Origin of the sequence: Cellulosimicrobium sp. TH-20, assembly GCF_002105775.1 — a bacterium.
In the GTDB taxonomy this organism is placed as follows: Bacteria; Actinomycetota; Actinomycetes; order Actinomycetales; family Cellulomonadaceae; genus Cellulosimicrobium; species Cellulosimicrobium funkei.
In genome coordinates, this window is sequence record NZ_CP020857.1 from 3,245,769 (window position 1) to 3,265,832 (window position 20,064).

The window sequence follows — 20,064 nt, forward strand, 5'->3', positions numbered from 1 at the left end:
GAGGTCGCGGCGGGTCGTGCGGCACGTCACGCGGACGACCCGCGGCACCCCGCCGAGAGGGGTCAGGCGTCGGTCGTCAGGGTCTTGGCGGCGTCGCGGTGGTCGATGCCCGCGTCGAGGTAGACGGGCCCGGACACGGCGTACCCGAGCCGCTCGTAGAAGCCGATCGCCTGGACCTGGGCGGAGAGGAGCACGCGCACGGCGCGGCGTCCGTCCGGTCCGGGGACCGCGTGCTCGGCGAGCGCGACCCCCTCCAGCGCGCGCATCACCGTGGCGCCCGCGCCGGTGCCGCGCGCGACCGCGGCGACCGCGACCCGGCCGACGTGCACCTCGCCCGGGCGCCCGGGGTCCGTGAGGAGCCGGCCCGTGCCGACGACCTCCCCGCCCCGCTCGCGGTCCCGCACGAGCACGTGCGTGGTCGTCTCCGCGGTGTCCAGGTCGTCGATCTCCTCCTCGACCGGGACGCCCTGCTCGTCGACGAACACCGCGAGCCGCAGCGCGTGCGCCGCGGCCAGCCCGGCGTCGTCGGACACGCGCTCCACGGCGAGCCGGGCGTCGCCCGGCCCCGAGGCGGCGACGGTCACGCGTACGCCCCGCGCAGCACCTCGAGCGCGTGCGCGAGGTCGTCCGGGTACTCGCTCGTCAGCTCGAGCCACTGCCCGGTCGTGGGGTGCTCGAACCCGAGGCGCATCGCGTGCAGCCACTGGCGCGTCAGGGACACGCGCGAGGCCAGCACCGGGTCGGCACCGTACGTGAGGTCGCCGACGCACGGGTGCCGCAGCGCGGAGAAGTGCACCCGGATCTGGTGCGTGCGTCCCGTCTCGAGGTGCACCTCGACGAGGGACGCGGCGGGCAGCATCTCGAGGACCTCGTAGTGCGTGACCGAGGGCTTGCCCTCCGCCGTGACGGCGAACTTCCAGTCCGCGCTGGGGTGCCGCCCGATCGGCGCGTCGATCGTCCCGGTCGTGGGCTCGGGGTGGCCCTGGACGAGCGCGTGGTAGACCTTCTCGACCGTGCGCTCCTTGAAGGCGCGCTTGAGCGCGGTGTACGCGACCTCGCTCTTCGCGACGACCATGAGCCCCGACGTCCCGGCGTCGAGGCGGTGCACGATGCCCTGACGCTCCGCGGCGCCCGACGTCGAGATCCGGTACCCCGCGGCCGCGAGGGCGCCGACGACGGTCGGGCCCGTCCAGCCCGGCGACGGGTGGGCCGCGACGCCGACGGGCTTGTCGACGACCACCAGGTCGTCGTCGTCGTGCACGATGCCCATGCCCGGCACGGGTTCCGCGACGACCTCGACGGCGGGCGCGGCGTCGGGCACGTCGACCTCGAGCCACCCGCCCGGGACGAGCCGGTCGGACTTGCCGACCTCGCGTCCGTCGAGGCGGACGGCGCCGCCCGCGGCGAGCTCGGCGGCCCGCGTCCGCGAGAGGCCGAGGAGCCGGGACAGCCCGGCGTCGACCCGCTCGCCGGCGAGGCCGTCGGGCACCGGGAGCGACCGGAGGCTCACCGCGCCCCCTCGTCGTCGGTCCGCGTGGCGGTCGGCTCGGGTGCGGGCCCGGACGTCGGCTCGATGGCGTCGTCGGCGCTCGTCCCGGGGTCCGCGTCGTCGCCGCCGTGGCGCGTCCCGTCCAGCCCGATGCCGAGCACCGACAGGACGGCGATCATCACGGCCGCGGCCACGATCGCGATGTCCGCGACGTTGCCCACGAACCAGTTCGCGTAGGCGATGAAGTCGACGACGTGCCCGCGCGCGAAGCCGGGCTCGCGGAAGAAGCGGTCGACGAGGTTGCCGAGCGCGCCGCCCAGCAGGAGGCCCAGCGCGACGGCCCACGCGCGCGAGCCGATGCGGCTCACCATGCGCACGATGACGACCACGACCGCGACCACGACGATGGTCAGGAGCCACGTCATGCCCGTCGCGATGGAGAGCGCCGCGCCCGGGTTGTAGATGAGCCGCAGGCCGAGCAGGGACCCCACGAGCGGGATCGTGTCGTCGCCCAGCGTGAGGCTCGACTCCGCCCACCACTTGGTGAGCTGGTCGAGCACGAGGACGAGGACGGCGAGGACGACGGTCCACACGACCAGGACGCGTCGCGGACCGCGCCGGACGGCTCCTGCGGAGGGGTCGGCGGGCGCCTGCGGGGAGGCGTCGGCGGGGTCGGTGGGCTCGGGGCGCGCAGAGGTGGACATCGGCGGCAAGTCTGCCACGTCGTCGCCCCGGTCGACGCGGCCCCGCGACGGCCCGGTGCTCAGCGCCGCTCGGCGCGCTGCTTGGCCTCGACGGAGAGGTTCGCGCGCGGGAACGCCTGCAGGCGCGCCTTGCCGATCGGCAGCCCGGTCTCCTCGCACGTCGCGTACGTGCCGGCCGCGATGCGGTCGAGCGCGTGCGACGTCTGCGCGAGGAGGTCGCGCACGTTGTTGACGAGCGTCAGCTCCTGCTCGCGCTCGAGGGCGCTGGACCCGGAGTCTGCCTGGTCGTCGCCGGCACCGTCACCGGAGTGTCGCAGGAGGTTCGACAGCTCCTCGTCCGCGACGGCGAGCTCCCCCTCCAGCCGCTCCTTCTCGGCCAGCAGCTCCGCGGCGAGCTCCTCGGCCTCCCGCAGGGTCCAGGGCTCCTCCCCGTCGCGCACGGGGAAGGACTTGACGTCCTTCGCGAGGTTCGGGAAACGGTCGCGCACGGCCGAACGGGCCGCGGTGGTGAGCTTGGTCATGTCGCCCCTCCAAGTTCGAGTCACGCGAGAGTAGACGCAGCGGCCGGTACGCACAACACACCACGCCGGTCCGCCGAGGCGGGAGAGAAGGCGCAGGTGCGTGGCGTACCGGCCGCTGCCGGACGGTCGACGCAGGTGCTAGATGCCGGGAGCCAGGTCGCTCGTGCGGCTCGCCCCGCCGACGTTGCTGCGCGGCGGGAGGGCGCTGCCCCGGTTGTCCAGGTCGCCCAGCAGGTTCTGCAGGTAGCTCTTGAGACGCGTGCGGTAGTCGCGCTCGAAGATCCGCAGCTCGTCGATCTTGCGCTCGAGGAGCGAACGCTCCTGCTCGAGCTGCGAGAGCGTACGGTGCGAGGTCTCCTCGGCCTCGCGCACGATGCGCGAGCCCTCCTCCTTGGCCTCCGCGATGAGGCGGTCGCCCTCCTCCTGGCCGGAGCGCACGTAGTCGTCGTGCAGCTTCTGGGCCAGCTGGAGCATGCCCGTCGCCGACTCGGGCTCCGCCGCGTTCTTCGTGACGACGGCCTGCGAGATCGGCGCGGGGCGCACGGGCTCCGGCTCCGGCTCGGGCGCCTTCGGCGTCTCGACGACGGGGGGCTGCACCGCAGCGCTGGACGCGTCGGCCCGGCTGAGCTCGGCGAGACGACGCTCCGCCGCAGCGAGCTTCGACTTGAGGTCCTCGTTCTCCTCCTGCACGGAGTTGAGGGTCCTCACCACCTCGTCCAAGAAGTCGTCGACCTCTTCGACGTCGTAGCCCTCGCGGAACTTCGTCGCCGAGAACTTCTTGTTCAGGATGTCCTCTGCAGTGAGCAGTGCCATCGGTTCACCTCATAGCGTTTGCGTGTCGGTCCGGGCGACCTCGCGATCACCAGACTCCAAAGTAGCGGACATTGCCCTCAGGGGCGGGTGCAGCCGCGCCGTCGCGCGCCGTCGGAACCGTGCCGACGGCGTGCAGCGTGCGCGGGCGTGCGGTGGGGGTCGGGGCGAACCGGACGTAGCGGCCCGGTACGGGCCGTCCGGACACCCTGGTCGGGTGACGTGCGTCTCAGAGCGAGGACACGATCTGCGCCGCGATCGTCACCGCGAAGAACAGGATGATGAACGCGAGGTCGAGGCGCACCTGACCCAGCGAGAGCGGCGGGATGAGCCGGCGCAGCGCGCGCAGGGGCGGGTCCGTCGCCGAGTAGATCACCTCGGCGAGCACCAGCAGGACCCCCCGGGGCCTCCAGTCGCGCGCGAAGAACTGCACCCAGTCGAACACGAGCCGACCGATGAGCAGCAGCAGGTAGAGCCAGAGCAGGAATCCGACGATGCCTGTGATGAGGTCCCAGATCACGGGTCAACTGTGCCAGACGCACCGCCCCCGGCCCCGCCGGGGACACGCGCTACGCCCAGGGCGGACGCGCAGGAGGGACGGGCGCGTCACCGCGCCCGTCCCTCCGTGCGTGCGGCGCGTGCTCGGCGGGTGCACCGCGCCGCGCGCACGCTCAGCTCTGGTTGTAGAAGCCCGCGCGACCGGGGGCCGGCGCGGCGGCCTGCTCCTCGCCGGTGATCTCGACGTGCTCGGGCGAGAGCAGGAACACCTTGTTGGTGACGCGCTCGATGGCCCCGTGCAGCCCGAAGATGAGGCCCGCGGAGAAGTCGACGAGGCGCTTCGCGTCCGCGTCGTCCATGTCCGAGAGGTTCATGATCACGGGGGTGCCGCCGCGGAACGCCTCGCCGATCACGCGCGCGTCGTTGTACGACCGCGGGTGCACCGTCGTGATCCGCCGCAGCTCGGCCGCCGACATGCTCGTCTGCGGCACCTCGCGCGGCCCGAGCGCGCGGTGCAGCGGCGTCACCGGTGCCTGGTAGTCGTGCGCCACGTCCGCCCCCGTCTCGTCGAGCTCGTCGACGTACTCGTCCTGCTCGTCCTCGCCGCGATCATCAGCGAGGCCCAGATACAGCATGGTCTTGCGCAGCGCTCCCGCCATGGGCCTTGCTCCGTCCTCGATCGATCCTCGGTCCACCGGCCGTCGGACCGGTGCGTTCACGCTAACCGAGGGTGCGCGGCGAGCCCCGGACGACACGCCCGGCGTGCGCAACCTCGTGCGGAGGTCGGACCGAGCCCGCTCAGGTGCCGGTGAGCGTCACGAGCCCGGCGAACCGGCCGGTCGTCGTGCCACGACGCGCCGCCCGACGGTGCGAGAAGAACCGCTCGTCCTCGATCGTGCACGCCGGGACGCGCACGACGTCCGCCACGCCCGCCGCGACGAGGTCCGCGACGACCCCGGCGGGCAGGTCGAGCGCCGGCGTCCCCCAGGACGTCGTCGACCACGTGGCCGGACGCGCGAGCGCGACGTCGTCGCGCATCCACGCGGGCACCTCGTAGCACCGCCCGCACGCGCTCGGCCCGACGGCGGCCCGCACCCGGTCGACCCGCGCACCGGCGGCGACCAGGGCGCCCAGCGCCGCGTCGACCACCCCGTGCGCGAGGCCGCGGCGCCCGGCGTGCGCGACGCCGACGACGCCCGCCTCGGCGTCCGCGAGGAGGACGGGCACGCAGTCGGCCACGAGGACGCCCAGGCCCGCGCCGCGGGACGGGGCGACGAGGGCGTCCGCCTCCCCCACCGTGTCGACGGGGTCCGCACCGCGCGGCACAGGCTCCACCGTCGCGACGCGGGTGCCGTGCACCTGCGTCGCGAAGGACGCCGGGACGCCGAGCCACGCGGCCGCGCGCGCACGGTTGGCGCGCACCCGATCGGCGTCGTCGGTCACGTTCAGCCCGAGGTTGAGCGTGTCCCACGGCGCCGGCGAGAGCCCGCCGTCGCGCGTCGTGAAGCCGGCGCGCACCCCCGGCCCGAGGTCCACCTCGAGCACGACGGGAGGGGCGGCGCCGTCGGCACCGCCCCTCCCGTCCTGCACGGCCCCGGCGCTCACGCGGCCCCGCACCGCGCCACGCGGTCGCGCACCGTCACTTGAGGAAGTCGGGCACGTCGAGCTCCTCGACCTTGCGGCGCGGGGGCTCCTCGTCGAAGATCCGCGGGGGCACGTCGACGCCCTCGTTCTGCCCGCCCGGCACGGCCTCCGCGTTGTGGTTCCCGGCGTCGCCGGAACCGACCACGGTGAACGGGGCGGGGGCGACCGGCTGCACCGGCACCGGGCCCTGACCGCCGTCGAGCGTGACGGGCACGTCGTCGGCCTCCGGCTGGATCGGCACGACCGGCCGCGGCAGCGTGTGCGCACCCGTCGTCGGTGCCGGCGGCACGGCCCGCGCGGCGGGCACGACCGGGATCGCGCTCGTCGCGGGGCGCTGGGCACCTGCCACCTGGCCGAGCGCCCGCGCGTCGCCCCGCACCTGCGGGGCACCGCCGTCGAAGCCGGCCGCGATGACGGTGACACGGACCTCGTCGCCCAGCGCGTCGTCGATCACGGCGCCGAAGATGATGTTCGCCTCGGTGTGCGCGGCCTCGTGGACCAGACGCGCCGCCTCGTTGATCTCGAACAGGCCGAGGTCGGAACCACCCTGGATGGAGAGCAGCACGCCGTGGGCGCCGTCGATGCTCGCCTCGAGGAGCGGCGACGAGATCGCCATCTCGGCGGCCTGCACCGCGCGGTCGTCGCCCCGCGCGTTGCCGATGCCCATGAGGGCGCTGCCCGCACCCTGCATGACGGACTTGACGTCCGCGAAGTCGAGGTTGATGAGACCGGGGGTCGTGATGAGGTCGGTGATGCCCTGGACACCGGAAAGCAGCACCTGGTCGGCCTGGTGGAACGCCTGCAGCGCGCTGACGTTGCGGTCCGACATCGACAGGAGGCGGTCGTTCGGGATGACGATGAGGGTGTCGACCTCGTTGCGCAGGTTCTCGATGCCCTGGTCCGCCTGGACCGAGCGGCGGCGGCCCTCGAACGTGAAGGGCCGCGTCACGACGCCGACGGTCAGCGCGCCGAGCGAGCGCGCGATGCGGGCGACGACCGGTGCGCCGCCCGTGCCGGTGCCGCCGCCCTCGCCCGCCGTGACGAAGACCATGTCCGCGCCGCGCAGCACGTCCTCGATCTCCTCGGCGTGGTCCTCGGCCGCCTTCTTGCCGACCTCCGGGTCGGCGCCGGCGCCGAGACCGCGCGTGAGCTCGCGGCCGACGTCGAGCTTGACGTCCGCGTCGGACATGAGGAGCGCCTGCGCGTCCGTGTTGATGGCGATGAACTCGACACCCTTGAGGCCGACCTCGATCATCCGGTTGACGGCGTTCACGCCCCCACCGCCGATGCCGACCACCTTGATCACTGCTAGGTAGTTCTGCGGAGTTGCCACGTCAATGCCTCTCGATCGGTCAGCCCTGAACCTTCACCCTCAAGTAGAGGGTTATAGTTATGTCAGGTCGTTCATGGGTCGACCGTAGGTGTCGACGTGCCCATCATCAACGACCGTCTCGCGCGTGTCGGGGATCGCCACGCGCGCATTCACCGCGTCACCGGGAGCCGCGGGGCCGAGACGTCGTACACGGTGACCCCCGCGTTCTCCGGGACGGCCCGAAGCGTCTGCAGGACGCGCACCTTCAGCGCCGCCTCCTCGGAGCTCCCCCACTCGACGACGACCCCGTCCCGCAGCATCATGCGGACCGCGTCTCGCGTCGGCGCCGAGACCTCCGCGACCTGCGCGTGGAGGTCCGCCGGGAGCGCGTTGAGCAGCACGAGCGCGGCGTCGAGCGCCCGCGCTCCCTGGTCGTCGAGCGGCGCGTCGATCTCCGGCAGCCCCTCGGGCACCACCGGGTCGGTACGCACGCGGACACCGTCGGCGTCGAGCAGCGCGAAGCCGTCGTCCACGGGCACCGCCACGACGGGCTCGCGCGACTCGAGGAGCACGGAGAGCCCCGAGGGCCACGCACGCCGGATCTCGACGTCGCGCACGCCGTTGAGGTCGAGCACCTGCTCGCGCAGCGCGACCGTGTCGAGCCGCGGCAGCGGCACGCCGTCCGCGGCGGCGACGACGTCGCGCACCTGCTGCGGGTCGATCACCGTGCCCTCGCCGGAGACCGTGACCTCGTCGAGGTCGAGGCCGAGCACGGGCGAGAAGAACGCCACCCACGCGAGACCGGCGACGACGAGGAGCCCCGCGACCCAGCCGAGGACGCGCGTGCGCACGCGGTGGCGGCGCATCGCGTCGCGCTCGGCGAGCCGCTCGGCCATGCCGTGCGAGACGACCCCGATCGGGGCGGCCGACGCGCCGCGCGGGACCGACGTCGTCGGGCCCGCGCCCCGGCTGCCGCCACCGCGCGCGGCCGGAGGACGACCGGTGCCGGGTCGGCCGCCCGACGAGCGCACGAGCTCGGAGCCCGGCGCCGCGACGCGGCGCACCGGTCGCGTCGGCGTGTCCTCGACCGGCGCCCGGCGCGCGCCCGGGGGCGGGGCCGGCTTCGCGGAGCTCGGGGCCTGCTTTGCGGGGCCCGGGGCCGCGGACCGTCCGGCCCGCTCGCCCGCGCCCGACCGGCCCGGCCGCGGCGCGGCGGGACGAGGCTGGGGCGGCGGACGCATCAGGCCTCGCCTCCTCCGGGCGCCGGGGCACCGTCGCGACGCGCGCGGAGGCGCTCGAGGACGACGGAGCCCAGCTCCGTGACGTCGCCCGCCCCGACGGTGAGCACGAGGTCTCCCGGGCGGGCGGCGTCCGCGACGCGGTGGGCCGCCTCGACGCGGTCCTCGACCGCGTCGACGACCACGCCGGGAGCGTCGACCAGGTCGGTGATCGTGCGCGCGCTCACGGCCGGGTCCGGCTCCTCGCGCGCCGCGTAGACGCCCGTGACCACGACCTCGTCCGCTCCGGCGAGCGCCTGCGCGAACTCGCGCGCGAACGTCGCGGTGCGCGAGAACAGGTGCGGCTGGAACAGCACGAGCACCCGGCCACCGGCCGCGACGGGCCGGGCGGCGGCGAGCAGCGCGGCCACCTCGGTCGGGTGGTGCGCGTAGTCGTCGACGACGCGCACGCCGCCCGCCTCGCCGCGGGCCTCGAAACGGCGGCCGGTGCCGAGGAAGCCGTGCGCGGCCGCGACCGCCGCCGCCGGGTCGACGCCGAGCACGACCGCCGTCACGACGGCCGCGGTCGCGTTGAGCGCGTTGTGGTGCCCCGGCACGCGCAGCAGCAGCTCGAGCCCGTCGAGGCGCGCCGCACCGACCGTTCCGGTGAGCGACGCCCGCACCCCGGGTCGGCCCACCTCGTCGGTGGGGGCCACGTCCGCGACGCGCACGTCGGCGTCCGCGGACGTGCCGTACGTGACCACCGCTCCCCCGGCCCGGGCGTGGGACGACGCGAGAGCGCGCGCCCCCGCGTCGTCGGCGCACGCGACGAGCGTCCCGCCCGGGACGATCCGCGCGGCGAAGTCGACGAACGCCTGCTCGAACGCGGCACGCGACCCGTAGTGGTCGAGGTGGTCCGGCTCCACGTTGGTGACGACGGCGACGTCGGGCGCGTAGTTGAGGAACGACCCGTCCGACTCGTCGGCCTCGGCGACGAGGACGTCCGACCCGAGGTGGCCGCCCGCGACGGGGCCGTCCTCGGTGAGCACCGTGCCGCCGATCGCGAACGACGGGTCGAGGCCCGCGCCGCGCAGGACGGTCGCGATCATCGCGGACGTCGTGGTCTTGCCGTGCGCGCCCGCCACGGCGACGGACCGGCCGCGCGCCATGAGCGAGGCCAGCGCCTGCGAGCGGTGCAGCACGCGCAGCCCGGCCGCGCGCGCCGCCGCGAGCTCGGGGTTCGTCTCGCGCACCGCGCTCGACACCACGACGGTGTCCGCGCCGGCGACGTGCGCGGCGTCGTGCCCCACCCACACGCGGACGCCGTCGGAGCGCAGCGCGGCGAGCGCGTCGCCCTCGCGCGCGTCCGAGCCCTGGACGGGGACGCCGTGCGCGGCGAGGAGACGGGCGACGACGGACATGCCCGCCCCGCCGACGCCGACGAGGTGGACCGTGCCGAGCGCCTCGAGCGCGAGCGGGCCCTCGCTCGACGCCGCCGTCACGCCCGTGCCCCCGACGCACCCGCGACGGCCTCGGCGACGAGGTCCGCGACCCGCGCGGCGCCGTCGCGCACGCCCGCACCCGCGGCGGCCGCGGCCATCGCGTCGAGCCGGCCCGGGTCACCGAGCAGCGCCGGGACCTCGCGCGCGACCCACGCCGCGTCGAGCTGCGCGTCGTCGACGAGCAGGCCGCCACCCGCCGCGACGACGGGGCCGGCGTTGAGCCGCTGCTCCCCGTTGCCGATGGGCAGCGGCACGTAGACGGCCGGGATGCCCAGCGCCGCGAGCTCGCCCACCGTGCCCGCGCCCGCGCGGCACACGACGAGGTCCGCGACCGCGAGCGCGAGCTGCATCTCGGCGAGGTACTCGCGCACGTCGTAGCGCGCGCCGGGGTGGCCCGCGACGGCACCGGCCGCCGCCTCGCGCACCGCGCCGTCCTTGCCCTTGCCCGTCAGGTGGAGGATCTGCGTGCCCGCCCCGAGGAGCGCGCCGGCGGCACCGGAGACCGCCTCGTTGAGGCTCTGCGCCCCCAGCGAGCCGCCGGTGACCACGAGCGTGCGCGCGCGGGGGTCGAGGCCGAGGCGCGCCGCGGCGTCCGCGCGCACCCCGGCGGCGTCCGCCGCCCGCGCGGCCACGAGGTCCTGGATCTCGCGGCGCAGCGGCAGCCCGGTGACGACGCCGCCCTTGAGCGGCGTGCCCTCGAACGTCACGCCGACGCGCACGGCCCACCGGGCACCGAGGCGGTTCGCCAGGCCGGGGCGCGCGTTCTGCTCGTGGATCACGACCGGGACGTCGCGACGGCGCGCGGCGAGGTACGCGGGCGTGGAGACGTAGCCCCCGAAGCCGACGACGACGCGCGCGCCGGTCTCGTCGATGACGGCGCCCGCCGCGTCCACGGCGGACTTGAGGCGTCCCGGGAGGTTGACCCACTCCGCGCTGGGGCGGCGCGGGAGCGGGACGCGCGGCACGTGCCGCAGCGGGTAGCCCCGGGCGGGGACCAGGTCGTCCTCGAGGCCGCCCGCGACCCCGAGCGCGGTCACCACCACGCCGGGCTCACGCACCCGGAGCTCGTCCGCCACCGCGAGGAGCGGGTTCACGTGCCCCGCCGTCCCGCCGCCTGCGAGCACCACCGAACCGATCGTCGTCACGTACCTCGTCGTCCTTCCCTGCGGCAGGTGCCGCGTCCTGTCCGTCGTGCGGAGGTCTGTCGTGCGGGGCACGGGGCGCCCCACGGGTCCGGCGTCGCGGCCGGAGCGGCCGCGACGGCCGGGGAGGTCATCGCGCGGTCCGGCGCCGGGGGCGTGCCGCCCGGCCGACGACGGCGAGCGAGCGCCGCACGACGCTCCCCCGCGCGGCGAGCGCCTCGGCCGCGCCCGGTTCCGAGCGTGCGAACGAGATGAGCACGCCGAGCGCGGCCATCGTCATGATGAGCGCGGAGCCGCCCGCCGAGACGAGCGGCAGCGGGACGCCGATCACGGGCAGGAGCCCGATGACGACGCCGATGTTGATGAACGCCTGGCCGACGATCCAGCACGCGATCCCGGCCGTCGTGATCTTCACGAAGGGGTCGGGGTGGCGACGCACGATCCGGCTCGTGGCGACGCCGACGATGACGAACAGCCCCAGCACCAGGAGCGTGCCGAGCAGCCCGAGCTCCTCGCCGATCACGGCGAAGATGAAGTCGTTGTGCGCCTCCGGCAGGTACGACCACTTCTCGCGGCTCGCCCCGAGGCCGACGCCCGTGAGCCCGCCCGTGCCGAGCGCGTACAGGCCGTGCATCGACTGGTAGCACTCGCCGAGGGTGTCGGTGCACTCGCGGTACGTCGCCATGATGCGCGAGAGCCGGTCGCCGCCCGACTGGTTGAGGATGAACACGTACCCGACGACGAACGCGGCACCGCCCGCCCCGAGGGCGAGCAGGCGCCCGTCGGCCCCCGAGACGAAGAACGCACCCGCGATGATCGCCATGACGACGAGCGCCGTGCCGAGGTCGTGACCCGCGAGCACGAGGCCCACGACCGCGACCGCGACGGGGACCGCGGGGATCAGCACGTGCCGCCACTGACCGAGCATCCGCTGCTTGCGCCCGAGCACGACACCGAGCCACAGCGCGAGCGCGAGCTTCGCGACCTCGGCCGGCTGGAACGTGAAGAGCTTCAGGTCGATCCAGCCCGTGTTGCCGTTGACGTTCTTCGCGAGCGGCGTGAACACGAGCATCTGCAGCCCGAGCGCCACGAGGAGCGCGGGCCACGCGAGCCGCTTGTACCAGTCGACCGGCACGCGCGTGGCGACGAGCAGGACGGGCAGGCCCATGAGGGCGAACTTCGCCTGCTCGAGGAACGCCCCGAAGGGTGACTTGCCCGCGGCGATCTGCGTGACCGCCGAGCTGGAGAACACCATGACGAGACCGATGATCGCGAGCAGCGCCGTCGCGCCGACGAGCAGGTAGTAGCTCGTCACCGTGCTGTTCCACTGGCCGAGCCACGGGCGCTCGGCGGGCTCGGGCCGCGGGCGTCGCGGCTCGCGGGTCGTCGCCCGGCCCCGCGGCACCGTCCGGCTCGTGCCGGCCCGGGGGACGGTGCGCGTCGAGGGCGCGCCTCGCCCGTTCGCGGTCTGGGTCATGGGCTGCCCGGCCTACCCGTGGTCGGGGCGCAGGGCGCGCGCCGCCTCGGCGAACGCGTCGCCGCGCGCGGCGTACGAGCGGAACTGGTCCATCGACGCGCCGGCGGGCGCGAGCAGCACCGTGTCGCCGGCCTGCGCGAGGCGGCGGGCGGAGTCGACGGCGCGGGGCATCACCGTCCCAGTGTCGCCAGGATCCACGCGCACGACGGGGATATCGGGCGCGTGTCGGGCGAGCGCACCGGCGAACGGCTCGGCGTCGACGCCGATGAGCACGACGGCACGCAGCCGGTCGGCGCGCGCGGCGACGAGCTCGTCGAACGATGCCCCCTTCGCGAGGCCGCCCGCGACCCACACGACGGTCCCGGGCGCGAACGCGGCGAGGGACGCGGACGCGGCGTGCGCGTTGGTCGCCTTGGAGTCGTCGACGTAGGCGACGCCGTCGACCGAGGCGACCTGCTCGATGCGGTGCGACCCCGTGCGGAACGCGCGCAGCCCGTCGCGGACGGCGACGGCCGGGACACCGTGCGCCCGCGCGAGGGCGGCCGCGGCGAGCGCGTTCGCCACGACGTGGGCGGGCACGACGCCGTCGGCGCCCGCGAGGTGCGACAGGTCGCCGAGCGTCGCGAGCTCGGCGGCGTGCGTGTGCCGGTCCGGAGCGTCCGCGGACGCGTGGAACGCGCGGTCGACGAGCACGTCCTCGATGACGCCGAGCTGCCCGCGCGCCGGGGCGCCGAGCGTGAAGCCGACGGCCCGGGCCCCCTCGACGACGTCCGCCTCGCGCACGAGCGCCTCGGTGCGAGGGTCCGCGACGTTGTAGACGCACGCGACCCGGGCGTCCTCGAAGACTCGGCCCTTGTCGGCCGCGTAGGCGTCGATCCCGCCGTGCCAGTCGAGGTGGTCGGGGGCGACGTTGAGGACGGCGCCCGCCTCGGGGGACGTGGTGTGCGTGAAGTGGAGCTGGAAGCTCGACAGCTCGACCGCGAGCACCTCGAGCGTCGGGTCGAGCGCGGCCTCGACGACGGGCGTCCCGACGTTGCCGACCGCCGCCGTCCGCAGGCCCGCGGTCCGCAGGATCGTCTCGAGCATCTCGACCGTCGTCGTCTTGCCGTTCGTCCCGGTGACGGCGAGCCAGGGCGCGGGCCGCCCCGACGGGCCGGCGACGCAGAGGCGCCACGCGAGCTCGACCTCGCTCCATACCGGCACGCCGCGCTCCGCGGCGGCCACGAGCAGCGGGTGGCTCGGGCGCCAGCCCGGCGAGACGACGACGAGGTCGGTCGCCGCGAGGTCCACGTCCGCCGCGTCGTGCAGGTCGGCGTCGGCGGCGCCGTCGTCGAGCGTGACGACCGACGTCGCGCGCGGGTGGAGCGCCGCCGCGGCGGCGCGCCCGGACACCCCGAGGCCGGCGACGACGACGCGCGCACGCTCGAGCGGGACGGCGAGGTCGTGGGGGTCGCGTGCCACTAGCCGACCACCCACTCGGCGTAGAAGATCCCGATGCCCAGCGCCGCGAACAGCCCGGCGATGAGCCAGAAGCGGATCACGATCGTGACCTCGCCCCACCCGGACAGCTCGAAGTGGTGGTGCAGCGGCGCCATCTTGAACACGCGCCGCCCGGTCATCTTGAAGAACCCGATCTGGATGACGTCGGAGAGCACGATGATGACGAAGAGGCCGCCGATGATGAGCGCGAGGAACTCGGTGCGCGTGAGGATCGACAGGCCGGCGAGCGCGCCGCCGAGCGCGAGCGAGCCCGTGTCGCCCATGAAGATCTTCGCGGGGCTCGCGTTCCACCACAGGAACCCGAAGCACGCGCCGACGATCGCGGCGGCCACGATCGCGAGGTCCTGCGGGTCGCGCGTCTCGTAGCAGCTCGGCCCGGCCGACGCGAGGCGCTGGCAGGTCTGGTTGAGCTGCCAGATGCCTACGAGCACGTACGAGCCGAACACGATGAGCGAGACGCCCGTCGCGAGCCCGTCGAGACCGTCGGTGAGGTTGACCGCGTTCGACCACGCGGTGATGAGGAAGTTGGCCCAGAGCACGAAGAGGATCAGCCCGACCGTGACGCCCGCGAACGCGAGGTCGAGGTTCGTGTCGCGCAGGAAGGAGATGCGCGTCGACGCCGGCGTGCGGCCGTGCTCGTTGGGGAACTGCAGCGCGAGCACCGCGAACGCGATGCCGACCGCGCCCTGGCCGATGATCTTCGCGCGGGCCGTGAGCCCGAGGCTGCGCTGCTTGCGGATCTTCGTGAAGTCGTCGAGGAAGCCGACGATCCCGAGCCCCGTCATGAGGAACAGGACGAGCAGGGCGGAGACGCTCGGGAACCGCCCCGAGACGACGTACGACATCGCCCAGCCGAGCAGCGTCGCGCCGATGATGACGACCCCGCCCATCGTGGGCGTCCCGCGCTTGGTGAAGTGCGCCGTCGGGCCGTCCTGGCGGACGAACTGCCCGTAGTTGCGGTGCACGAGGAACCGGATGAACAGCGGCGTCCCGAAGAGCGCGACGAGCAGGGAGACGCCCGCCGCGACGATGATCGCGATCACGCGCGTTCACCTCCTGTCGCACCGGCACCTGCGGCCGCCAGCTCGTCGCCGAGCCGCCACAGCCCGGACCCGTTCGAGGCCTTCACGAGCACGACGTCCCCCTCCTGCAGCTCGTCGCGCAGCAGCGCGGACGCCGCCTCGACGTCGGGGACGAAGCGCGTCTCGTCGCCCCACGACCCCTCCTGGGTCGCGCCGTCGTGGATCCCGCCGGCGCCCTCGCCGACCACGACGAGCAGCTTGACGTTCAATCGGACCACGAGCCGGCCGATGTCGTCGTGCGCGACGCGCGAGTCCTCGCCGAGCTCCAGCATCTCGCCGAGCACGGCGACGGACCGCCGGTCGCGCCCCGCCATGACGGCGAGCGCCTTGAGCGCGGCGCGCATCGAGTCCGGGTTGGCGTTGTAGGAGTCGTCGATCACCGTGATGCCGTCGGGACGCTCGGTGACCTGCATCCGGTGCGGGCTCAGGGCGCGCGCGTCGGACAGCCGGTCCACGACGTCGGGCAGCGCGACGCCGAGGCGCAGCGCGGCCGTCGCGGCCGCGAGCGCGTTCGTCACGTGGTGCTCGCCGACGAGGCCGAGGGTCACGCGCGCGCTCGTGCCCTCGCCGCGCGCCGCGTCGCCCGACGCGCCGGGGCGCACGCGCAGCGTGAAGGACGCCCGGCCCGTGCGGTCGATGCCCAGGTCCTCCGCGCGCACGTCCGCCGCGGGGATCGTCCCGAAGGTGACGACCTCCCCCGGCGCGACGTCGGCCATCGCCGCGACCCGCAGGTCGTCGGCGTTGAGCACGGCGACGCCGCCGGGCGCGAGGCCCGTGACGATCTCGGACTTGGCGCGCGCCACGGCCTCGATCCCGCCGAACTCGCCCAGGTGGGCGCTGCCCACGACGAGCACGACCGAGACGTCCGGGGGCGCGATGCGCGTGAGGTAGGTGAGGTGACCCACGCCGCTCGCGCCCATCTCGAGCACGAGGAAGCGCGTGGACTCGTCGGCCTCCAGCACCGTGAGCGGCAGGCCGATCTCGTTGTTGAACGACCCGCGCGGGACCACGGTGGGGCCCTCGGGGCGCAGGAGCTGGCCGAGCAGGTCCTTCGTCGTGGTCTTGCCCACGGAGCCCGTGACACCGACCACGCGCAGGTCGCCGCGCTCGCGCAGCGTCGCGAGCACGTGGCGGGCCAGCTCGCCCAGCGCGGCCTGGACGTCGTCCACGACGACGCACGGCACGTCGAGCTCGCGCGCGGCGAGGACGAGCGTCGCGCCCGCCTCGACGGCACCGGCGGCGTATTCGTGACCGTCGACGTGCTCGCCCGGCAGCGCCACGAAGAGCGACCCCGGCGCGACCCGGCGCGAGTCGACGACGACGGGCCCCCCGACCCGGACCTCCGGGTCGGCGGACAGGCGTCCGCCGGTCGCTGCGGCCACCTGCGCCGCAGTGAGCTCGATCATGCGTGGTGCTCCTTCAGGTCGGGGGTGTCGTGGGGCGGCGTCGTCGCGGGGCGCTCCTCGAGCGCGGCCCGCGCCTCGACGCGGTCGTCCAGGGGGTGGTCGACGCCGGCGATCTCCTGCCACACCTCGTGGCCGCGGCCCGCGACGAGCACCGTGTCGTCCGGGCCCGCGGCGAGGATCGCCTCGCGGATCGCCCGGGCGCGGGGCGCGACCTCGAGCACGACGACGTCGCGCGGCTCGGGTGCGGCGGCCGCGGCCTCGCGCGCCGCGTGGGCGCCGGGCAGCACCTCCGCGCGGATCGCGGCCGGGTCCTCGCCGTGCGGGTCGTCGTCGGTCACGACCACGACGTCGGCGCCCTCGACCGCGACGCCGCCCATCGTGGGCCGCTTGCCGCGGTCCCGGTCGCCGGTCGCGCCGAACACGACGACGAGCCGACCCGGCGTGGTGGGCCGCAGCGCGTCGAGCGCGAGGGCGAGAGCGTCCGGGTTGTGGGCGAAGTCGACGACGACGCGCGGGCGGTGGGGCGGCTCCGAGACGACCTCCATACGGCCCGGGACCGCCGGGTCGAGCCCGCCGGCCGCCGCGAGGGCCGTCTCGAGGTCGCGCGCGTCCGTGCCCGCCTCGAGCACGAGGGCCAGGGCGAGGGCGGCGTTGGCGACGTTGAAGTGCCCGGGCAGCGACGTCGTCGTGCGCACGCTGCGGCCGTCGCGGTGCCGCAGCGTGAACGCCGAGCCGCCCGCCTCCGACGGCTCGACGTCGTGCACGGTCCAGTCCGCCGCGGGCTGCTCGTCGCCTGCCGTGGTCGGGCTCACGCGCAGCGTGGCGACCGGGACGCGCGCGGCCGAGACCATGCGCTCGCCCCACGCGTCGTCGACCACGACGACGCCGCGGCGCGCGTGCTCGGGCGTGAACAGCAGCGCCTTGGCCTCGAAGTACTCCTGGAGGTCGCCGTGGAAGTCGAGGTGGTCCTGGCTGAGGTTCGTGAAGCCCACGACGTCGTAGACGAGCCCGTCGACGCGGTGGAGCGCGAGCGCGTGCGACGAGACCTCCATCGCGAGCGTGCGCACGCCGTCCTCGCGCATCGCCGCGAGCAGGGCCTGGAGGTCGGCCGCCTCCGGGGTCGTGAGGCGGCTCGGCAGCACCCGGTCGCCGGAGCGCATCTCCACGGTGCCGATGAGGCCGCCCGTCCAGCCGAGCGCGCGCAGCGCGTGGTCGACGAGGTACGTCGTCGTGGTCTTGCCGTTCGTGCCCGTCACGCCGAACGTCGTGAGGTCCTGCGCGGGGGCGCCGTACACCCAGGCCGCGACGGGGCCGAGGAGCGCGCGGGGGTCGGGGGCGACGAGCACCGGCACGTCGAGGCCGGCGTCCGCGAGCAGGTCGGCGCCCTCGGCGTCCGTGAGGACGGCACGGGCGCCGCGGCCCACGGCGGCGGGCGCGAACCGCGCCCCGTGCGCCCGGGCGCCGGGCAGCGCCACGAAGAGGTCGCCCGCGTCGGCGGTGCGGTCGTCCGACGCCACCGACCACACCTCGGCGGAGCCCGGTGCGGCGTCCGCGCCACCCGCGCGGACGTCGAGCCCGAACCGTGCTGCCAGGTCCGCCACCGACCGACGGGTGGTCGTGGCAGGGCGAAGACGGTCGATCGGGGATGTCACGTGTAGAACCTACCGTGCCGGGACGGGCCGCCCCGCAAGCCCGCGGGCCGCTGCACCCGGGCCGGGGCGCGCTTCACGGGACCTTCACCGGCGACCGGGAGAGGGGCGGTGAGGTTCACCACGTCGTCGGGAGCGGCACGTAGGGCTCGGTGCTCGGCTGGACGCCCTCGTGCTCGAGGGTGAAGCCCATGATCTCGCTGAACACCGGCGCCGCGACGACGCCGCCGAAGATCGACGAGTGCGGGTTCTTGAGGAAGACCGACACGGTGTACCGGGGGTCGTCCGCGGGCGCGACGCCGATGAACGACGCCATGATCCCGGACAGCCGCCCGTCCTCGCCCGCCGCCTCCGCGGTGCCGGTCTTGCCCGCGACGCGGTAGCCGGGCACCGAGGCGCTCGAGCCGGTGCCCTCCTCCACGACGGACTCCATCATGTGCAGCACCGTGTCCGCCGTCTCCTGGGACACGACGCGCTCCGGCGCCGGGCGCTCCGCGGGCACGAGCTCGCCGCGCTCGTCCGTCGTCCCGGCGACGATGCTCGGCGTCGTGCGGACCCCGCCGTTCGCGATCGTCGAGAAGACGCTCGTCGCCTGGATGGCGTTGACCGCCACGCTCTGGCCGAAGAGCACCGCGTACTCGGTGCGGCCGTCCCACGAGTCCGCCGGGTGCAGGATGCCCGCCGACTCGCCGGGCAGCCCGAGGCCGGACTTCTGACCGAAGCCGAACTTCCGCAGGTAGTCGTAGCGGACCTGCTTGGGGATCTTCTCGCCGACCTGGACCGTGCCCGTGTTCGACGACTCCGCGAGGATGCCCGCGAGCGTCAGGCGCTCGACGGGGTGGTCGTGCGAGTCCTTGAACGTCTGACCGTTCGGGGTCGTGTAGCGGTCGGGCACCTCGAACCGCGACCCGGCGTCCGCGTGGCCGCCCTCGATGGCCGCCGCCATCGTGATGACCTTGCCCGTCGACCCGGGGTCGAACACGTTCGCCACAGCACGGCTCGGGCGGGCGACGGCGTCCGTCGAGCGGTCGTTCGGGTTCACCGTGCCCGAGTCCGCGAGCGCGAGCACCTCGCCCGTGCGGACGTCCTGCACGACGGCGATCGCGTACTCCGCGCCGGTCTCGCTCACCGCCCGGTCGATCGCGTCCTGCGCCTTCCACTGCACGTCGCGCACGGTCGTGAGGCGCACGTTCAGGCCGGGCACCGCCTCGACGACGTCGCACCGTCCCGTCGGGATGAGCTGTCCGCCGAGCCCTGCCTCGCACCGGCGCGAGCCCGGCGTCCCGGCCAGGACGTCGTCGTACGACGCCTCGATGCCGCCCCCGCCCGTCTGCTCGTCGTTGACGAAGCCCACGAGGTTGCCGGCGACCGTGCCCGCCGGGTACGTGCGCTCGCTCGTCATCGTCGTGCTGACGAACGCGGACAGGCGCAGGTCGGCGATCTGGCGCTGCACCTCGGGCGTGACGTCCTTCTCCAGGACGAGGTACCGCGACGTGCCGACGAGGTCGGCCGCCAGCTCGACCGCGGACCGGTCGAGGATCGGGGCGAGCAGCTTCGCGACGCCGACCGCGCCGCCCTCCTCGAGCGGCTCGCCGTTGACGAGGTCCCCGGAACGGGGCTCGAAGCTCGCGATCGCCTGGAGGTCGGCCGCGACGGTGTACCGGTCCACCGAGGTCGCGAGCACCACGCCGTCGGCGTCCGTGATGTCGCCGCGGTGCGCGATCGTCGTCGAGCTGCGCGTGCGGTCGTTCTGGGCCTCGGCCGCGAGCGCGGGCCCGCGGAGCACCTGGACGTTGACGAGCTGCGCGATGAACACCGCGGTGATCACGCCCGCCACGACGATGAGCCAGCGCTGCCGACGCTCGGGCCGGCCCGGCTCGCGGGTCCCCCGGGCCGGACGGGACGGCGGGCGGCCGGCGCCGCGCGGCGCGCGCGACACCGGGGCGCGCCCCGACGTGCTGCGCGTGGTCGACGCGCGACCGGACGTGGTGCGCGCCGTCGAGGCGCGACCGGACGCGGCGCGCGCCGAGGCGGTGCCCGTCGAGGCGGTGCGCGCGGGCACGGGACCTCCGGAGCGAGCACCCGCGGCCCGACCGGCGGACGCAGGACGG

18 protein-coding genes are annotated in these 20,064 nt (G+C 75.1%); all 18 read right to left on the bottom strand.

Going from position 1 to position 20,064, the window contains the following annotated elements; all coding sequences use genetic code 11:
- Window positions 1-62: 62 nt before the first annotated feature.
- The gene (locus tag B8281_RS14430; protein ID WP_051028218.1) at window positions 63-584 is read right to left on the bottom strand and encodes a GNAT family N-acetyltransferase; all 522 of its coding nucleotides are present in this window, start codon (window positions 582-584) and stop codon (window positions 63-65) included.
- Window positions 581-1,510 (bottom strand): RluA family pseudouridine synthase, encoded by a 930-nt coding sequence (locus B8281_RS14435; protein ID WP_043655591.1) that lies wholly within the window; start codon window positions 1,508-1,510, stop codon window positions 581-583. Before B8281_RS14435 ends, B8281_RS14430 begins: the two co-directional genes overlap by 4 nt.
- Window positions 1,507-2,193 (bottom strand): signal peptidase II, encoded by a 687-nt coding sequence (locus tag B8281_RS14440; RefSeq protein WP_081600060.1) that lies wholly within the window; start codon window positions 2,191-2,193, stop codon window positions 1,507-1,509. The genes B8281_RS14435 and B8281_RS14440 overlap by 4 nt, the downstream gene beginning before the upstream one ends.
- Window positions 2,194-2,252: 59 nt before the next feature.
- The gene (locus B8281_RS14445; protein WP_021482712.1) at window positions 2,253-2,714 is read right to left on the bottom strand and encodes a TraR/DksA C4-type zinc finger protein; all 462 of its coding nucleotides are present in this window, start codon (window positions 2,712-2,714) and stop codon (window positions 2,253-2,255) included.
- Between the two features lie 138 nt (window positions 2,715-2,852).
- Window positions 2,853-3,527, bottom strand: a complete 675-nt coding sequence (locus B8281_RS14450; protein WP_034652912.1) for a DivIVA domain-containing protein — start codon at window positions 3,525-3,527, stop codon at window positions 2,853-2,855.
- Window positions 3,528-3,753: 226 nt separating this feature from the next.
- Complete coding sequence (locus B8281_RS14455; protein WP_021482710.1) at window positions 3,754-4,044, bottom strand: YggT family protein; 291 nt, start codon at window positions 4,042-4,044, stop codon at window positions 3,754-3,756.
- Window positions 4,045-4,195: 151 nt separating this feature from the next.
- A complete protein-coding gene (locus B8281_RS14460; RefSeq protein ID WP_034652914.1) occupies window positions 4,196-4,681 on the bottom strand; it encodes a cell division protein SepF in 486 nt (161 codons plus the stop codon).
- 139 nt (window positions 4,682-4,820) lie between these two features.
- Window positions 4,821-5,627: a polyphenol oxidase family protein gene (locus tag B8281_RS14465; protein ID WP_232322580.1), complete on the bottom strand. Its 807-nt coding sequence runs from the start codon at window positions 5,625-5,627 to the stop codon at window positions 4,821-4,823.
- Window positions 5,628-5,661: 34 nt separating this feature from the next.
- Window positions 5,662-6,999, bottom strand: a complete 1,338-nt coding sequence (gene ftsZ, locus B8281_RS14470) for a cell division protein FtsZ (protein ID WP_034652916.1) — start codon at window positions 6,997-6,999, stop codon at window positions 5,662-5,664.
- Window positions 7,000-7,148: 149 nt separating this feature from the next.
- Complete coding sequence (locus B8281_RS14475) at window positions 7,149-8,219, bottom strand: cell division protein FtsQ/DivIB (RefSeq protein ID WP_085388082.1); 1,071 nt, start codon at window positions 8,217-8,219, stop codon at window positions 7,149-7,151.
- The gene (gene murC / locus B8281_RS14480) at window positions 8,219-9,697 is read right to left on the bottom strand and encodes a UDP-N-acetylmuramate--L-alanine ligase (protein ID WP_369824897.1); all 1,479 of its coding nucleotides are present in this window, start codon (window positions 9,695-9,697) and stop codon (window positions 8,219-8,221) included. Before murC ends, B8281_RS14475 begins: the two co-directional genes overlap by 1 nt.
- A complete protein-coding gene (gene murG, locus B8281_RS14485) occupies window positions 9,694-10,842 on the bottom strand; it encodes an undecaprenyldiphospho-muramoylpentapeptide beta-N-acetylglucosaminyltransferase (protein WP_157446641.1) in 1,149 nt (382 codons plus the stop codon). The genes murC and murG overlap by 4 nt, the downstream gene beginning before the upstream one ends.
- 127 nt (window positions 10,843-10,969) lie before the next feature.
- Complete coding sequence (ftsW, locus tag B8281_RS14490) at window positions 10,970-12,316, bottom strand: putative lipid II flippase FtsW (RefSeq protein ID WP_043657972.1); 1,347 nt, start codon at window positions 12,314-12,316, stop codon at window positions 10,970-10,972.
- 12 nt (window positions 12,317-12,328) lie between these two features.
- Window positions 12,329-13,777, bottom strand: a complete 1,449-nt coding sequence (gene murD / locus B8281_RS14495) for a UDP-N-acetylmuramoyl-L-alanine--D-glutamate ligase (protein WP_085388083.1) — start codon at window positions 13,775-13,777, stop codon at window positions 12,329-12,331.
- Window positions 13,777-14,859: a phospho-N-acetylmuramoyl-pentapeptide-transferase gene (gene mraY, locus B8281_RS14500; protein WP_021483305.1), complete on the bottom strand. Its 1,083-nt coding sequence runs from the start codon at window positions 14,857-14,859 to the stop codon at window positions 13,777-13,779. Before mraY ends, murD begins: the two co-directional genes overlap by 1 nt.
- Window positions 14,856-16,304, bottom strand: a complete 1,449-nt coding sequence (gene murF / locus B8281_RS14505; protein WP_085388084.1) for a UDP-N-acetylmuramoyl-tripeptide--D-alanyl-D-alanine ligase — start codon at window positions 16,302-16,304, stop codon at window positions 14,856-14,858. Before murF ends, mraY begins: the two co-directional genes overlap by 4 nt.
- The gene (locus B8281_RS14510; protein ID WP_051028430.1) at window positions 16,301-17,956 is read right to left on the bottom strand and encodes a UDP-N-acetylmuramoyl-L-alanyl-D-glutamate--2,6-diaminopimelate ligase; all 1,656 of its coding nucleotides are present in this window, start codon (window positions 17,954-17,956) and stop codon (window positions 16,301-16,303) included. The genes murF and B8281_RS14510 overlap by 4 nt, the downstream gene beginning before the upstream one ends.
- 115 nt (window positions 17,957-18,071) lie before the next feature.
- Window positions 18,072-20,015, bottom strand: a complete 1,944-nt coding sequence (locus B8281_RS14515; protein WP_157446642.1) for a penicillin-binding protein 2 — start codon at window positions 20,013-20,015, stop codon at window positions 18,072-18,074.
- Between the last annotated feature and the right edge of the window lie 49 nt (window positions 20,016-20,064).

What these genes read in the sequence shown, in the direction of transcription:
- B8281_RS14440 (WP_081600060.1), bottom strand. Translation starts at nt 2,193, where the DNA reads ATGTCCACCTCTGCGCGCCCCGAGCCCACCGACCCCGCCGACGCCTCC.
- B8281_RS14475 (WP_085388082.1), bottom strand. Translation starts at nt 8,219, where the DNA reads ATGCGTCCGCCGCCCCAGCCTCGTCCCGCCGCGCCGCGGCCGGGCCGG.
- ftsW (WP_043657972.1), bottom strand. Translation starts at nt 12,316, where the DNA reads ATGACCCAGACCGCGAACGGGCGAGGCGCGCCCTCGACGCGCACCGTC.
- B8281_RS14460 (WP_034652914.1), bottom strand. Translation starts at nt 4,681, where the DNA reads ATGGCGGGAGCGCTGCGCAAGACCATGCTGTATCTGGGCCTCGCTGAT.
- B8281_RS14450 (WP_034652912.1), bottom strand. Translation starts at nt 3,527, where the DNA reads ATGGCACTGCTCACTGCAGAGGACATCCTGAACAAGAAGTTCTCGGCG.
- murF (WP_085388084.1), bottom strand. Translation starts at nt 16,304, where the DNA reads ATGATCGAGCTCACTGCGGCGCAGGTGGCCGCAGCGACCGGCGGACGC.
- B8281_RS14445 (WP_021482712.1), bottom strand. Translation starts at nt 2,714, where the DNA reads ATGACCAAGCTCACCACCGCGGCCCGTTCGGCCGTGCGCGACCGTTTC.